This is a genomic window from Allobosea sp. TWI1241, from assembly GCF_039673065.1.
GTDB lineage: Bacteria > Pseudomonadota > Alphaproteobacteria > Rhizobiales > Beijerinckiaceae > Allobosea.
The window spans coordinates 226,073-242,059 of sequence record NZ_JBDJKW010000006.1 but is presented as its reverse complement, the minus strand read 5'-3'; the positions used below and the strand labels follow the sequence as shown (position 1 = coordinate 242,059).

Here is a 15,987-nt window from a genome sequence, read left to right as displayed (position 1 = left end):
TTGCCGTCAGCCCTTCAGCTCCGGCACCTCGGCGACCAGCTGCGGGCCGAGATGCAGATAGCGCGTGGCGCTGCGCTTGGCGGCGATGTCGGTCCAGACGCGCTCGACCTCGACCGGGGTGAGCCCGGCGGCCGCGCCGGTCTCGGCGGCGGAGAGGCCGTGGTTCAGCCCGTAGAGGCACAGATCCATGCGGTCATAGGGAAGGGAGAAGTAGAACTCCTCCTGCGTCTGCGCCAGCGAGTAGGTGTCGGTGGTCGGCGGGCGGCGGCAGATCTCCGCCGGCACGCCGAGATGGGCGGCGAGCGCGTAGACCTGCGTCTTGTAGAGATGGGCGATCGGCTTGACGTCGGCGGCGCCGTCGCCGTTCTTGACGAAGAAGCCCTGATCGTATTCGAGCCGGTTCGGCGTGCCGAGCACGGCGAAGTTCAGCCGGTCGGCATGGTAGTATTCGAGCTGCTTGCGGGTGCGCTGCTTCATATTGGTGGCGGCGACGATGCCGAGATAGACCGCCGGCGGCATGCGCAGCTTCTGCTGCACCCCGGCCGGGTCCTGCACCACGAGATAGGAGATGTTGTAGCCCTCGGTCGCGACCGAGTTGGCAATCACGATCTTCGAGGCCCAACCCGGCCCGTATTCCGGCACGAGCTGGCGGATGAAGCCGTCGCGCCGCTCATAGCAGCCCATGGCCTGCAGGCTCGGCCCGATATCCTCGACCACGGCGTCGACGCCGAAGGTCTCGGCGACCAGGCGGCCGAGGCGCAGGCTCTCCGGGTCGGAATCGTTCTCCGGCATGAACAGGCAGAAGACGTTCTTGGGCCCGACCGCCTTGACCGCGAGCGCGACGCAGACGCTGGAATCGATGCCGCCGGAGAGACCGAGCACCAGCCCGCGCTTGCGCATGCCGCGCAGCTGCCCGCGCAGGCCGGCGACGATGCGGTCGGTCTCGGCGGCGAGGTCGATCGCCAGCGTCGCGGCGGAGAAGGCGGCTTGATCGGTCACTGTCTGGCTCCCAGCGTTTCGCCGGCCAGCCGGCGGCTGACCTTCCCGGTGTCGGTCTTGGGCAGTTCGCTGCGGAACTCCACGATCTTCGGCACCATGAAATCCTCGAGAAGGGCGGCGCAGTGGCGGATGACGTCGCGCTCGCTCAGGCTTTGGTCGGCGAGCACCACCACGGCGGCGATGGCGTGGCCGAGAACGGGATCGGGCACGCCGGTAACGACCGCCTCGGCGATGCCGGGATGGGCGTGCAGCACGGCCTCGACCTCCTTGGGCGCGACCTTTTCGCCGCGCGTCTTGATGATGTCGTCCTTGCGGCCGACGAAATAGAGGAAGCCCTCCTCGTCGGTGCGGAACAGGTCGCCGGTGTGCAGGCGCTTCTCCCAGGGATGCTTGCCGGTGCGCAGCATCTGGGTGGTGGCGGCCTCGTTGCGCCAATAGCCCTGCATGACATGCGGGCCGCGGATCACCAGCTCGCCGGCGACGCCGGGCGGCACCTGCTCGCCCTCGTCGTCGACCACCATCGCCTCGGTGTTGGGAATGGCGATGCCGACCGAGCCGGGCCGGCGGTCGAGCTCCTCCGGCGGCAGATAGGTGCAGCGCTTGCACTCGGTCAGCCCGTACATCGAGAAGAGCAGGGCGCCGGGGAAGAGCTCGCGCAGCCGGGCGATATGCGGCGGCGGCAGGGCGGCGGCGGTGTTGGAGAGATAGCGCACGCTCGGCAGGAAACCCGGCTCCAGCTCGCGCATCTGCAGGATCAGCGCCGCCATGGTCGGCACCAGCGGGAAGCCGGTGACCTTCTCGGCGCGGATGCGCTCGAAGATCGCCTGCGGGAAGGCGAAGGACTTCTCCAGCACCAGCGTGGCGCCGAGGCGCATCGCCATCAGGAACTGGTAGAGCCCGTAGTCGAAGGCCAGCGGCAGCACGTTGAGGATGATGTCGTCCGGCGTGTTGCGCAGATAGGTGGTGATCGATTCGGCCGCCGCGTCGATGTTGCGGTGGGTCATCATCACGCCCTTGGGGCGGCCGGTGGAGCCCGAGGTGTAGATCAGCATCGCCAGGTCGACGTCGATGCCGCCATGGGCGACCGGGGCCGGCTCGGCCGCGAGGCAGTCCTCGAAGGCGACGGCCTGCGGGCCCGGCCCCTTCGGGCCGGAGGTCGAGGCGACGAAGAGGGGCCGGCCCTCGCCCAGCACGGCGCGCGCCTGGTTGACGACGCCTAGCAGGCGCGCCTGCGTCAGGATCGCCGCCGGCGTGCAGTCCTCGATCATATAGGCGAGCTTGTCGGCCTTGGTGGAGGCGTTGACCGGGCTGAAGGTCGCGCCGGCCTTGAGCGCGGCGAAGATCGAGACCGCCGCCTCCCAGCAATTGTCCATGAAGACCAGGACACGGTCGTCGCGGCGCACGCCGCCGGCGGCGAGGCTGGCGGCCAGGCGCGAGGACAGCGCGTCCAGCTCGGCATAGCTCAGCCGCTTCTCGCCCGCCACGAGCGCGGTCTTGGCGGGATGCGCCGCGGCGCTACGGATCAGGAACTGCTCGACGCGCATGGGCTGCCGCTCCGCCTTGTCCGCTCAGGCCGCGGTCGGCGAGGGAGATTTGGAGGCGACGAAGGCGGTGATGCGGGCCAGCGAATCCAGATTGGCCGGCACGATGTCCGCATCCGCGACGGTGATGCCGTAGCGGTCCTCGATGAAGGCGACGAGCTCGAGCACGCCGGTGGAATCGATGATGCCGTTCTCGATCAGGGAATCGGTGTCGGCGAGCGGGTGGTCGGCGTCGCCGAACAGGAAGTTCTCGACGACGAAGGCCTTCACGGCGTCTCGGATGGCGTCGGACATGGGGTGTTCTCTCCTCGTGAGGGTCAGGCGGCCTGCGCGAGCCCGCGGGCTGACCCGCCGAAGGCGCGCAGCCAGAGCTGTGTCGACAGGATGCCGACGAAGGCCGCGTTGTCGCGGAACCCGGTCGCCGGCTGGCGGAGGCATTTCTCGGTGAGCTTGCCCACCGTCTTCGGGTTGAACAGGCCGCCGGCCGAAATCTCGGCCTCGCCCATGGCGGCGCGCAGATAGGCGGCCTCGGGCGCGACGAAGGAGGCGCTGTCGGGCGCGCGATAGGGCTGCTTGGTGCGCCGGGCGATCGTCTCCGGCAAGAGGTCGGCGGTGGCCTCGCGCAGGATGTGCTTCTCGACCAGCCCCTTGAGCTTCATCTCCGGCGGCAGGCTCGCGGCGAACTCGACCAGGCGATGGTCGAGGAAGGGGAAGCGGCCCTCGATGCCATGGGCCATCGCCATGCGGTCGCCCTGGCTGGAGAGGATGTAGCCCGGCAGCAGGAAGCGCGCCTCGAGATATTGCGCCTGGTGCAGCGGATGCCAGCGCGGGAAGGCCTCGGGCAGGCGCGAGGCCATCTCGGCGGCGGCATCGTAGCCGCCGAGCGTGGCGCGCAGGTCGCCGGAGAAGAACAGCTTGGTCGCCGCCGTGCCGTCGAGCCGCGGCCGGTGCGAATAGAGCGGATCGTCGAGCGCATGGCCGCTCGCGCCGAAGAAGGAGGCGAGATAGTCGGCCGATTGCTGCTGCAGCCCCGGCAGATAGGGGTAGAGCTTGCGGAAGAGATGCGGGCGGATGCGCGAGCCCGGCTGGCGCGCGCAGAAGCGGCGCACCCGCGACTCCTTGAAGATGTCGTAGCCGGCGAATACCTCGTCTGCCCCCTCGCCGGTGAGCACGACCTTGAGGCCCTGCTCGCGCACCAGCCCGGCCAGCGCGTAGAGCGGGGCGGGGGCGGTGCGCAGAATCGGCCGCTCGGTATGGCGGATCACCTCGGGGAAGACCGAGGCGATGGTGCCCGGCCCGCAGGCGACGGTGGCGTGGCGGGTGCCGAGCGCGCGGGCCATCTCCAGCTGGAAGGCGCTCTCGTCGTGCTCGGCGCTGTCGAAGGTCACCGAGAAGGTGCGCAGATTGCCCGGCACCATCCGGGCGGCCAGCGCCGAGGTGATCGAGGAATCGAGCCCGCCGGAGAGATAGGCGCCGACCGGCACGTCGGCGCGCATGCGCAGCCGCGTGGCGTCGGTGAGGAGTTCGCGCAGCGCCTCGGCCGCCTCGGCCTCGCTGGTCCAGCGCGAGGGGGCGCCGGCGTCCGGATAGTCCAGGCTCCAATAGGGCCGGGTCGAGACCTCGCCATTCTCGACGATCATCAGGCTGGCCGGCTCCAGCTCGAAGATGTCCACGAAGGCGGTGCGCGGCGCGATCGGCGCCCAGAGGGTGAAGATCTGGTCGAGCGCGACCGGGTCGATGCGGGCGACGACGCCCGGCACCTGCAGCAGCGCCTTGACCTCGGAGGCGAAGTAGAGCGTCCCGCCCTGGCGCGTGTAGAACAGCGGGCGCACGCCCATGCGGTCGCGGGCGATCAGCATGCGCCGGCGACGCGCATCCCAGAGCGCGAAGGCGAAGTCGCCATTGAGCTGCGACAGGCAGGCGTCGCCCATCTCGTCGTAGAGATGCAGGATGACCTCGGTGTCGCTCGCCGTGCGGAAGCGCCGCCCCTTGGCCTTCAGCTGCTCGCGCAGCTCGACGTAATTGAAGATCTCGCCGTTGAAGGCGATGGTCAGCGCGCCGCTCTCGTCGGACATGGGCTGCTGGCCGTCGCCGAGCCCGACGATCGACAGGCGCACATGGCCGAGGCCGACGCCCTCGCCGGTGAAGACGCCGCGCTCGTCCGGGCCGCGATGGGCGATCGCCGCCGCCATCCGTTCGAGGAGCGCCGCCCCGTCACGGGCAGCGCCGACATAGCCGCCAAATCCACACATCTCAGGGTTTGCTTTCGAGCCCGCCAGACCTTGCGTCACCCTAGCCGAGCGGTGCAACCCATATGTTAACGGGCCCGGCCATCGTCGCCTGATGGTAAATGGACCACGCTGCGATTGCGCGAGCGGCGCCTGCCCGGCAGCGGCTCGCGAACCGTCCACAGCCTCCCGCCGCCGCGCAGCGAGCGATTGACAGGGAAGGGGATGGAGATACTAGATATAGGTGTCGATGGTCTCTCGAATCGCAAGATCGGGAGCTAAGAGGGAAGCCGGTGCGAAGCCGGCGCTGCCCCCGCAACTGTCAGCGGCGAGTGTCGAGCCACTATCATGTCACTGAGGCCGCGAGGCCTTGGGAAGACGGGGCCCGACGCGACGACCCGCGAGCCAGGAGACCTGCCAGCGACCTGAGTTTACGTCCTCGGGCGGGGTGTCCCGGTGGTGCGCTGGCAGGTCGCGGGCCTCGATGGGCCGACATGCGCCCTCTCCATGCCTCCGCTCGGCCTTTCCGACCCTCAATCTTGGGGTTGATTGCCGATGTCTCTTTCTCTCGACGCCGAGCGGCCCGCCGCTTCGCCGCCCGCCACCGCCCCGGTGCCGCTTGCCGCACAGGGTGTGCGCGAGCCCGGCTACCAGGTCATCCGCCGCAGCGGCGGGGTGACGCCCTTCGACCCGGCCAAGATCACGCTGGCGCTGACCAAGGCATTCCTCGCGGTCGAGGGGTCCAACGCTGCCGCCTCGCGGCGCATCCACGACGTCGTCGCCGAGCTGACCGAGCAGGTGGTCTCCGGCCTGACCCGCCGGGCCGCCGAGGGCCGCACCTTCCATATCGAGGACGTGCAGGACCAGGTCGAGCTGGCGCTGATGCGCGGCGGGCATCACAAGGTCGCCCGCGCCTATGTGCTCTATCGCGAGGAGCGGGCGCAGGAGCGCGCCAGGGCACAGGCCGAGGCGAAGCCGGCGGCGCAGGCCGCCCCGACGCTGCGCATGACGCTCGCGGACGGCACGCTGGTGCCGCTCGACGTCGCGCGCCTCGACAAGGTGGTGCGCGAGGCCTGCGCCGGGCTGGACGGGGTATCGGCCGAGCCGGTGCTGAGCGAGGCGCGCCGCAACCTCTATGACGGCATCTCGCTCGACGAACTGGCGCTGGCGCCGATCCTCGCGGCGCGGACGCTGATCGAAGCTGAGCCGAACTATGCGAAGGTCTCGGCGCGGCTGCTGCTCGACAAGCTGCGGCGCGAGGCGCTGAGCTTCGTGCACGGCCGGCCCGAGCAGGCGACGCAGGGCGAGATGGCCGGGCGCTATGGCGATTACTTCGCCGGCTATCTCAAGGTCGGTATCGCCAACGAGCTGATCGATCCCGAGCTCGGCCGCTTCGACCTCGCCCGCATCGCGGCGGCGCTGAAGCCGGAGCGCGATCTCCAGTTCGACTATCTCGGCTTCCAGACGCTCTACGACCGCTATTTCCTGCATGTCCGGGGCAATCGCTTCGAGCTGCCGCAGGCCTTCTTCATGCGCGTCGCCATGGGGCTGGCGCTGCGCGAGATCGACCGCGAGGCGCGGGCGATCGAATTCTACGATCTGCTGTCCTCCTTCGATTTCATGGCCTCGACGCCGACGCTGTTCAATTCCGGCACGCTGCGCCCGCAGCTTTCCTCCTGCTTCCTGACCACCGTCGCCGACGATCTCGACGGCATATTCAAGGCGGTGAAGGACAATGCGCTGCTGGCGAAGTATTCCGGCGGGCTCGGCAATGACTGGACGCCGGTCAGGGGCCTCGGCGCCCATATCAAGGGCACCAATGGCGAGAGCCAGGGCGTGGTGCCGTTCCTGAAGGTCGCCAACGACACGGCGATCGCGGTCAACCAGGGCGGCAAGAGGAAGGGCGCGGTCTGCGCCTATCTCGAAACCTGGCATGTCGACATCGAGGAGTTCCTCGACCTCAGGAAGAACACCGGCGACGAGCGCCGCCGCACCCACGACATGAACACGGCGAACTGGATCCCCGACCTGTTCATGCAGCGGGTGGAGGCCGGCGCCGACTGGACGCTGTTCTCGCCCGACGAGGTGCCGGAGCTGCACGACCTCTACGGCAAGCCGTTCAAGGCGGCCTACGAGACCTATGAGGCGAAGGCCGCCGCCGGCCAGGTCAAGGTGTTCAAGCGCATCAAGGCGGTCGATCTCTGGCGCAAGATGCTGACCATGCTGTTCGAGACCGGCCATCCCTGGATCACCTTCAAGGACGCCTGCAATCTGCGCTCGCCGCAGCAGCATGCCGGGGTGGTGCATTCCTCGAATCTCTGCACCGAGATCACGCTGAATACCTCGGCCGACGAGGTCGCGGTCTGCAATCTCGGCTCGGTCAATCTCGCGGCGCATGTGACGGCGGAAGGGCTCGATCAGGCCCGGCTGGCGCGCACCGTGACGACCGCGATGCGGATGCTCGACAATGTCGTCGACATCAACTTCTACACCATCCCCGAGGCGCGCCGCTCGAACCTGCGCCATCGCCCGGTCGGCCTCGGCATCATGGGCTTCCAGGACGCACTCCAGACCCTGCGCTTGCCGACGGCATCCGAAGAGGCAGTGGCCTTCGCCGACACGTCCATGGAGGCGGTGAGCTTCCACGCGATCTCGGCCTCGGTCGATCTCGCCGCCGAACGCGGGCGCTACGCCTCGTTCGAGGGCTCGCTCTGGTCGAAGGGCATCCTGCCGATCGACTCGCTCGACATTCTGGCGGAGGCCCGCGACGGCGATGTCGAGCTGGATCGCTCGGCGACGCTCGACTGGGAGGCCCTGCGCGAGCGGGTGAAGACCATCGGCATGCGCAACTCCAACACGATGGCGATCGCGCCGACCGCGACGATCTCCAACATCGTCGGCGTCTCGCAGTCGATCGAGCCGAGCTACAGCCAGCTCTACGTCAAGGCGAACATGTCGGGCGACTTCACGGTGGTGAATGCCGGGCTGGTCCACGACCTCAAGGCGCGCGGGCTGTGGGACGAGGTCATGGTCTCGGATCTGAAATACTATGACGGCAAAGTCAGCCAGATCGATCGCGTGCCGGCCGACCTCAAGGCGCTCTACGCGACATCCTTCGAGATCCCGACCGAATGGCTGCTCCGCGCCGCGGCGCGCCGCCAGAAATGGATCGACCAGGGGCAGTCGCTGAACCTCTACATGGCGCAGCCCTCGGGCAAGAAGCTCGACGAGGCCTATCGGCTCGCCTGGCGGCTCGGCCTCAAGACGACCTATTACCTGCGCGCGCTCTCGGCGACGCATGTCGAGAAATCGACGCTGAAGGGCACGGACGGCAAGCTCAACGCGGTCGCGGCCACGATGCCGGCGGCGGCCAGGGTTGCGGCGCCGATCATCGTCGATATCCCGCTGGAGAACGGCATGGCCGCGCCCAGCGCCTGCTCGCTCGACGATCCGAGCTGCGAGGCGTGTCAGTAATTCACTGGTCGCCGTTTCTTGCGACGTCCGACAACGCGTCCGCGGGGAACCCTCTCCCGGAGGGAGAGGGCAGGGTGAGGGGTAGGCCCCTGGACCAGCGGCGCGGACCCCGACGGCGCGGTCGGATTCAAGCTGACGTTTCCGGTCCGAACACCTCACCCCTGCCCCTCTCCTTCCAGGAGAGGGGTTCCCCGCGCCTCACCTTCAAGCTTTTAGCTTCAGAACGGAACACCGCCATGCTCGACTGGTCCGACACCAAGCCGGCGCCCGCCGCCAATCCCGTCCTCGTCAACGCCTCTACCGCCCCCACCGGGCTCGGCGAGATCGACCGCCACGGCGGCCGCGTCAGCGTCGACGAGAAGCGGATGATCAATTGCCGTGCCGACGTGAACCAGCTCCTGCCGCTCAAGTACAAATGGGCCTGGGAGAAATACCTCTCCGGCTGCAACAACCACTGGATGCCGACCGAGGTCTCGATGCAGGCCGACATCGCGCTGTGGAAATCGAAAGACGGGCTGTCCGAGGACGAGCGGCGCATGCTCAAGCGCAATCTCGGCTTCTTCGCGGCCTCTGAGAGCCTCGTCGCCAACAACATCGTGCTGGCGATCTATCGCCACCTCACCAACCCGGAATGCCGGCAGTACCTGCTGCGCCAGGCCTTCGAGGAGGCGATCCACACGCACACCTTCCAGTACATCGTCGAGAGCCTCGGCCTCGACGAGGGCGAGCTGTTCAACATGTATCGCGAGGTGCCCTCGATCACCGACAAGGCGGCCTGGGCGCTGAAGCATACCCAGAACATCGAGGATCCGGACTTCAGGACGGGCACGCCGGAAAACGACCAGGCGCTGCTGCGCGACCTGATCACCTTCTACGTCATCTTCGAGGGGATGTGGTTCTACACCGGCTTCGCGCAGATCCTCTCGCTCGGCCGGCGCAACAAGATGGTCGGCATCGCCGAGCAGTACCAGTACATCCTGCGCGACGAGTCGATCCACCTGAACTTCGGCATCGACGTGATCAACCAGATCAAGATCGAGAACCCGCATCTCTGGACAAAGGTCTTCCAGGACGAAGTGCGCGGCATGCTCAAGGAAGCGGCCGAACTCGAGGCGGCTTACGGTCGCGACACCATGCCGAGGGGCTTTTTGGGCCTGAACGCGGCGCTGTGCGAGCAGTACATGCATTTCATCGCCAACCGCCGCTGCGCCCAGCTCGGGCTTTCTCCCGTTTTCGCCGAGACCGAGAACCCGTTCCCGTGGATGAGCGAAGCGATGGACCTGAAGAAGGAGAAGAACTTCTTCGAGACCAGGGTGATCGAATACCAGAACGGCGGCGCGCTCAGCTGGGAGTGAGCCGCCGACGAAAAAGGCCCGGCCTCGCGCGGAGGCCGGGCCCAGGAGCGCCGTCGCGGAGGAGACCGCTCAGCGGCGACCGAGTGGCGCGCCGACCCCGGCGCGCTGCGTGATCAGGCCGTAATGCTCGACACGGCGATGGGCGGCGAAGTTGAACATCGTCTCCTTGCCGAAGCGGGTGGCGTCGAGATCGCAGGCGTGGACGAGCAGGCCGTCCTCCTCGTGATCGAGCTCGCCGACGATCTTGCCGTCCGGCCCGGCGATCAGCGTGCCGCCGAAGAGATGATGGCCGTCCTCGATGCCCGCCTTGGCGACGGCGACGACCCAGGTCGAGTTCTGATAGGCGCCGGCCTGCACCGAGAGCCGGTTGTGGAACATCCGGTCCTCCAGCGTCTCGGCGCGGGAATGGCCGTTGGCGGTCGGCGTGTTGTAGCCGAGCACGACCATCTCGACGCCCTGCAGGCCCATGACGCGATAGGTCTCGGGCCAGCGCCGGTCGTTGCAGATCGCCATGCCCACGAGCCCGCCCTCGAACTCCCAGACCGGGAAGCCGAGATCGCCCGGCTCGAAATAGCGCTTCTCGAGATGCTGGTGCGCCCGGGTCGGGTCATGCTCGGCATGGCCCGGCAGATGGACCTTGCGGTACTTGCCGACGATGGCGCCGCTGCGGTCGACCAGGATCGAGGTGTTGAAGCGCCGGCCTTCCGGGGTCAGCTCGGCATAACCGAAGCTCATGGCCATGCCGAGCTCGCGCGCCGTATCGAAGAGCGGCTGCGTCTGCGGGCCGGGCATGCGCCGCTCGAACCAGCGCTCGGCCTCGGCGCGGTCCTCGTAATACCAGCGCGGGAAGAAGGTGGTCAGCGCCAGCTCCGGATAGACGATGAAATCCGCGCCGCGCGCCTTGGCGGCGCGCATCAGCGCGATCATCCGGGCCACCACGGCGGGACGGTCTTCGGCCTTCTGGATCGGGCCGAGCTGCGCTGCAGCGACGGTGAGAAGGCGCGGCATGGATGAAGACTCCCTGGCAAAGCGTGGCCTCGCGGCCCGGCGCCAATCTAAGCGAGTGCTTCCACAACAAGCATATGCTAATTTCCGCGCCAGCCATAAGGGAGGGTTATGAGCGATGGCGATGAATCTGCGGCAGATCGAGATGTTTCGCGCCGTGATGGCGACAGGCTCGATCAGCGGCGCGGCGCGCCTGCTCTCGGTCTCCCAGCCCGCGATCAGCCGGCTGCTCTCCTATACCGAGGACCGGCTCGGGCTGACCCTGTTCGAGCGGGTAAAGGGCAGGGTCCAGCCGACGCCGGAGGCGCGCATGCTCTTCGCCGAGGTCGAGCAGGTGCATCAGGGCGTGACGCGGGTGAACGAACTCGCCGACGAATTGCGCCGCGGCGGGGCGGGCTCGATCCGGCTGGTGGCGAGCCCGAGTGTTGGCCACATGCTGGTGCCCAAGGCGGTGGCGCGCTTCCGCCATGCCCATCCCGAGGTGCGGGTCGAGTTCGAGATCCTGACCCTGTCGGAGCTGATCGCCCGCATCGCCAGCCATCGCGCCGATCTCGCGGTGACGTCGATGGCGGTGGACGATCCGACGGTCAAGGCGGTGCAGATCGCCGAGGGGCGCCTGCGGGTGATCTTCCCGGCCGGGCATCCGCTCGAGGCCAAGCGCGTGGTGAAGCCGGTCGACCTCGTGCCCTATCCGATCATCGGCTACGGCTCGCAGACCCCCTATGGCGTGGTGGTCGGGCGGGCGCTGGGCGGCGCGCCGCAGCCGATCCGCTTCAATGCGCAGGTGCGCTTCACGCCCAATGCCTGCTGCCTGGTCCAGGCCGGGGGCGGCGTGGCGGTGGTCGACGATTTCGTGCTGATGGACGATGCCTGGCCGAACATCCGCTCGCGCCCGCTGGTGCCGAAGACCGCGACGCGCCCGCATCTGCTCTCGTCGCGGGTCGAGCCGCTGTCGCGCATCGCCCGCCGCTTCGTGGCCGACCTGCAGTCGCTGCTGAAGGCCTTTCCCGAGGATGGCGAGGCCGGGTGAGCCGTCGATCGGGAGCGCGCGGGCATGAAGGCATAACACGCCCTTATGCTTTCGCGAAAAATTGGTATTTGATTTGATCGGCTCCACCGTTCCTTCTGAAGGGCAAGGGGAACCGGAAAAGGATGATCGCCATGTTGAAGTTCACGTCGACCGTGATGACGGCCGCGGTCGGAGCCGCGATGGCGCTCGGCGCCGCGACCGGTGCGGCCCGGGCCGCCGAGAATGTCCACCTGATGCTGGACTGGATCCCGACCGGCGATTACGCGCCCTATTACGCCGGCATCGCCTCGGGCATCTACCAGCGCAACGGCATCACGCTGCGCATCAGCCGCGGCAACGGCTCGGGCGATACGCTGAGCAAGGTCGCGGGCGGCGCCGCCGATATCGGCATGGCCGACATCTCCGCGCTGTTCACCGCCCGCCAGCGCAGCTCTGTGCCGCTGAAGATGATCGGCGCGGTCTATGCCCACTCGCCGCATTCGCTGTTCGTGCGCAAGGATTCCGGCATCACCAACTTCTCCGGGCTCGAAGGCAAGAAGATCGGCATCACGCCCGGCAACAGCCACAGGCTCTATTTTCCGGCCGTCGCCGCCGCGGCCAAGACCGACCCGAACAAGATCGAATGGGTGACGGTCGACGGCTCGGCCATGGGGCCGCTGCTGATCGCCGGCAAGGTCGATGCGATCCCGTCCTACTCCACGAATTTCTACTACCAGAACAAGCAGGCGCAGAAGGCCGGCAAGGAACTGGCCTATCTGCCCTTCGTCGAGGCCGGCTTCGCGATCTACTCGCTCGCCTTCCACACCACCGAGGGCACGATCGCCAAGCGGCCCGAGATGCTGCGCGGCTTCATGAAGGCGACGCGCGAGGCCTGGGAGGCGGCACGCGACAATCCGCAGGCGACGTGCGAGGCGCATGTGAAGGCCAACCAGCAGGTCGATCTCGACGATTGCCTCGGCAGCCTCAAGGCGACGCTCGGCTTCATCTTCACCGACCACGCCAAGCAGGCCGGCACGGGCGGGATCACCGCCGAGCGCCTCGCCAAGACCTATGAGGTCGTGGCGCAGGCGCAGGGGCTCGATCCCAAGGTCGATCCGCAGACCGCGGTGGACATGTCCTTCCTCCCGGCCGGCCAGTGACGGCCCTGCCCATGGCGACGGCAGCGGAGGCCTGCGCATGATCGAGATCAGACAGGCCGGCCAGGTCTTCGGCGCCGTCGGCGGCACGGGCGGGGTGAGGGCGCTCCAGGGCGTCGACCTGACGGTGAAGGATCGCGAGATCGTCACGCTGGTCGGCCCCTCCGGCTGCGGCAAGTCCACGCTGCTGCGGCTGGTCTCGGGGCTGGTGCCGCCGACCGAGGGCAGCATCGCGATCCGCGGCGAGCGGGTGACCGCGCCGCGCCAGGACACCGGCATCGTCTTCCAGGCGCCGACGCTCCTGCCCTGGGCGACCATCATGGAAAACGTGATGTTCCCCTCCACCATCATGGGCCGGGCCGACGAGACGGCGAGGCGCCGGGCGAAGGAGCTGCTCGCGGTCGCCGGCATCGCCGACTTCGCCGAGCATCGCCCGCGCCAGCTCTCCGGCGGCATGCAGCAGCGCGCCGCGATCTGCCGGGCGCTGGTGCACGATCCCGACATCCTGCTGATGGACGAGCCCTTCGGCGCGCTCGACGCGCTGACGCGCGAGATCATGACGATCGAATTGCTGAAGATCTGGTCGAGCACGCCCAAGACCATCCTCTTCGTCACCCACTCGATTCCCGAGGCGGTGATCCTGGCCGACCGCGTCGTGGTGATGTCGCCGCGGCCCGGGCGGATCGCCGAGATCATCGATGTCGACCTGCCGCGTCCGCGCGACTTCTCCCTCTCGGGCCATCCGGAATTCCACCGCTGCACGGGCCGCATCCGCGACCTGATCTTCGGCGAGCAGGGAGCGCGTTTCGATGTCGAGCACTAGGCTTCCCGGCTGGCTCAGCGCGAGCCGCGAATTCCTGATCCCGCTGGTGGCGCTCGTGGTGCTGATGGGGGTGTGGGAGGCAAGCGTGCGGATCTTCGCGATCCCCGAATACCTGCTGCCCTCGCCCTCGCGCATCGTCGAGGACACGGCGGCGATGGGCGCCGCGCAGCTCGGCGAGCACATGATGGCGACGCTGCGCACCGTGCTCTTCGGCTTCCTGCTCTCGATCGCGGTCAGCTTTCCGCTGGCGGTGCTGATCTCCTCCTCACGGCTGGCGGCGGATGCGATCTATCCGCTGCTGGTGCTGACGCAGTCGGTGCCGAAGGTGGCGATCGCACCGATCCTGGTGGTGATGCTCGGCCCCAACGAGATGCCGCGGGTGATCGTCACCTTCCTCGTCGCCTTCTTCCCGCTGGTGATCGCGATGACGACCGGCCTGCTGGCGGTGCCGCCGGAGCTGGTCGAGCTGGCGCGCTCCTGCCGGGCGAGCAAGCTGCAGGAGCTGTTCAAGGTGCGGCTGCCCTTCTCGATCCCCTTCGTGTTCTCGGGGCTGAAATCGGCGATCGCGCTCTCGGTGGTCGGCGCCGTGGTCGGCGAGTTCGTCGCGGCCGAGCGCGGGCTGGGCTACCTGATCACCTCCGCGACCGCCTTCTTCAAGGTGCCGGTGGCCTTCGGCGCCATGCTGATCCTGGCCCTGCTCGGCATCGTGCTCTTCCAGCTGATCGTGGTGGCGGAGCGGATCTTCTTCCCCTGGGCCGCGGCCGAGGAACGGCGCTGACCGCGCACGAGGAGCACGAGATGGCGAGCCCGAGCTACACCCTGATCCGCGACGCGCTGGTGCTGCTGCCCGGCCGCACCCAGGCCGAGGCGGTCGACCTGCTGCTGGAAGGCGACACGATCCGCGAGATCGGCCCGCGCGGCATGAGCGCGCCGGAGGGGGCCGAGATCGTCGCGGCCGCCGGCAAGCTGGTGCATGCCGGGCTGGTCAACGCCCATACCCACGCCCATGGCGCGCTCGCCAAGGCGATGGGCGACCGCTGGTCGCTCGAGCTGCTGCTGGCGGCGGGGCCGTGGATCAGCGGCAACCGCAGCTTCGAGGACAAGTATCTCTCGGCGGCGCTGAACGGCGCCGAGATGGTGCTGAAGGGCACTACCGCCTGCTACGACCTGTTCTTCGAGGTGCCGGCGCCGACGGTGGAGGGCATGGGCGCGATCGCCCGCGCCTATCAGGATGTCGGCATGCGCGCGACCATCGCGCCGATGGTCGCCGACCGCACGCTCTACGAGGCGATCCCGGGCCTCTACGACTCGCTGCCTGAGCCGCTGCGCGCCGAGGTCGACCGCTTCCGCCTGCAGCCCTATGCGCAGACGCTGCAGGGCTTCGAGGATTTCGTCCGCACCGCGCGCATCGACGGCGAGCGGCTGAAGGTCGCGCTGGCGCCGACCATTCCGCATCATTGCTCCGACGCCTTCCTCGGCGCCTGCCGCGACTGCGCCCGCCGCCACGGGCTCGGCCTGCACAGCCATGTCTCGGAATCGAAGGTCCAGGCCCTGACCGGAATCAAGCGCTACGGCCGCACCCTGACGGCGCATCTCGACGAACTCGGCCTGCTCGGTCCCGACTTCACCGTCGCCCACGGCGTCTGGCTCGACGGGGAGGACATGCGCATCCTCGGCGGCCATGGCGCTTCCGTCGCCCACAACCCCGCCAGCAATATGCGCCTCGGCAGCGGGCTGGCCGATGTCCGCGCCATGCTGGACGCGGGCGTCAACGTCGCGATCGGCACCGATGGCTCCAACAGCGGCGACAACCAGAACATGTACGAGGCGACCAAGCTCGCCTCCTTCGTCTCGAAGGTGCGCGGGCCGGATGTCGGCAGCTGGCTGACCACGCCCGAGGCGCTGCACGCCGCGACCGAGGGCGGGGCGCGGGCGCTCGGCTTCGAGGGCCGCATCGGGCGCATCGCCACCGGCTACAAGGCCGACCTGGTCTTCGTCGATCTCGGCCATATCAACTGGGTGCCGCACAACCGCACGGTCAACCAGATCGTCCATGTCGAGGACGGCACGGCCGTGCGCGACGTGATGATCGGCGGGCGCTTCGTCGTGCGCGACGGCCGGCTGCTGACGCTCGACATGGCGCGCCTCGCCAGCCAGGCGGAGGCCGCCCGCGCCCGCCTCGAAGCCGCCAACGCGCCGATGAAGCAGCTGGCGGAGCGGTTGCAGCAGGCGGTGGCGAGCTTCTGTATCGGCCTGTCGCACGAGCCCTATCGCGTCGAGCGCTACGGCGCGCCGCTGGCCTAGGCGCGCGATTTCCGCCGGGCAAAGCGGGGAACGGACGGCGGGGCTTTGGCTGTCCCGCCGTCGCCTCTTTGTGGCCGGGCGTCGTGACCGGC

Annotated in this window: 12 protein-coding genes and 1 riboswitch; of the genes, 7 read left to right on the top strand and 5 right to left on the bottom strand. The window is 68.4% G+C overall.

Annotated features, from left to right (window positions below; genetic code table 11):
* Nucleotides 1–6: 6 nt before the first annotated feature.
* From nadE to asnB, 4 genes are read right to left on the bottom strand one after another with little or no spacing between them, the layout of a single operon-like run.
* Nucleotides 7–999, bottom strand: a complete 993-nt coding sequence (gene nadE / locus ABE438_RS10660; protein WP_346502589.1) for an NAD(+) synthase — start codon at nucleotides 997–999, stop codon at nucleotides 7–9.
* Entirely contained in the window at nucleotides 996–2,543 is a 1,548-nt protein-coding gene (locus tag ABE438_RS10655; protein WP_346502588.1) for a class I adenylate-forming enzyme family protein, read from the bottom strand. Before ABE438_RS10655 ends, nadE begins: the two co-directional genes overlap by 4 nt.
* Before the next feature lie 24 nt (nucleotides 2,544–2,567).
* Nucleotides 2,568–2,834 carry an acyl carrier protein gene (locus ABE438_RS10650; protein ID WP_346502587.1) on the bottom strand — a complete coding sequence of 89 codons (267 nt, stop codon included), beginning with the start codon at nucleotides 2,832–2,834 and terminating at the stop codon, nucleotides 2,568–2,570.
* 23 nt (nucleotides 2,835–2,857) lie between these two features.
* Complete coding sequence (gene asnB / locus ABE438_RS10645; protein ID WP_346502586.1) at nucleotides 2,858–4,792, bottom strand: asparagine synthase (glutamine-hydrolyzing); 1,935 nt, start codon at nucleotides 4,790–4,792, stop codon at nucleotides 2,858–2,860.
* A 210-nt stretch (nucleotides 4,793–5,002) separates the two neighbouring features.
* Nucleotides 5,003–5,204: riboswitch (cobalamin riboswitch) on the top strand.
* 119 nt (nucleotides 5,205–5,323) lie between these two features.
* Between asnB and ABE438_RS10640 the strand changes: the two genes are divergently transcribed.
* Both ABE438_RS10640 and ABE438_RS10635 read left to right on the top strand, forming a co-directional pair.
* Nucleotides 5,324–8,242 carry a ribonucleoside-diphosphate reductase subunit alpha gene (locus ABE438_RS10640; protein ID WP_346502585.1) on the top strand — a complete coding sequence of 973 codons (2,919 nt, stop codon included), beginning with the start codon at nucleotides 5,324–5,326 and terminating at the stop codon, nucleotides 8,240–8,242.
* Nucleotides 8,243–8,478: 236 nt separating this feature from the next.
* Nucleotides 8,479–9,597, top strand: coding sequence for a ribonucleotide-diphosphate reductase subunit beta (locus tag ABE438_RS10635; protein WP_346502584.1), 1,119 nt, complete (start codon nucleotides 8,479–8,481; stop codon nucleotides 9,595–9,597).
* A gap of 69 nt (nucleotides 9,598–9,666) precedes the next feature.
* On the opposite strand, the gene ABE438_RS10630 is transcribed toward ABE438_RS10635, so the two are convergent.
* The gene (locus ABE438_RS10630) at nucleotides 9,667–10,605 is read right to left on the bottom strand and encodes an N-carbamoyl-D-amino-acid hydrolase (protein WP_346502583.1); all 939 of its coding nucleotides are present in this window, start codon (nucleotides 10,603–10,605) and stop codon (nucleotides 9,667–9,669) included.
* A gap of 115 nt (nucleotides 10,606–10,720) precedes the next feature.
* On the opposite strand from ABE438_RS10630, the gene ABE438_RS10625 reads away from it, so the two are divergent.
* The 5 genes from ABE438_RS10625 (at nucleotide 10,721) to ABE438_RS10605 (ending at nucleotide 15,895) form a co-directional block, all read left to right on the top strand.
* Nucleotides 10,721–11,632, top strand: a complete 912-nt coding sequence (locus ABE438_RS10625; protein WP_346502582.1) for a LysR family transcriptional regulator — start codon at nucleotides 10,721–10,723, stop codon at nucleotides 11,630–11,632.
* Nucleotides 11,633–11,763: 131 nt separating this feature from the next.
* The gene (locus ABE438_RS10620) at nucleotides 11,764–12,771 is read left to right on the top strand and encodes an ABC transporter substrate-binding protein (protein WP_346502581.1); all 1,008 of its coding nucleotides are present in this window, start codon (nucleotides 11,764–11,766) and stop codon (nucleotides 12,769–12,771) included.
* A gap of 37 nt (nucleotides 12,772–12,808) precedes the next feature.
* Complete coding sequence (locus ABE438_RS10615; RefSeq protein WP_346502580.1) at nucleotides 12,809–13,591, top strand: ABC transporter ATP-binding protein; 783 nt, start codon at nucleotides 12,809–12,811, stop codon at nucleotides 13,589–13,591.
* Nucleotides 13,578–14,369, top strand: coding sequence for an ABC transporter permease (locus tag ABE438_RS10610; RefSeq protein ID WP_346502579.1), 792 nt, complete (start codon nucleotides 13,578–13,580; stop codon nucleotides 14,367–14,369). Before ABE438_RS10615 ends, ABE438_RS10610 begins: the two co-directional genes overlap by 14 nt.
* Before the next feature lie 20 nt (nucleotides 14,370–14,389).
* The gene (locus ABE438_RS10605; RefSeq protein WP_346502578.1) at nucleotides 14,390–15,895 is read left to right on the top strand and encodes an amidohydrolase family protein; all 1,506 of its coding nucleotides are present in this window, start codon (nucleotides 14,390–14,392) and stop codon (nucleotides 15,893–15,895) included.
* The last annotated feature ends 92 nt before the right edge of the window (nucleotides 15,896–15,987 follow it).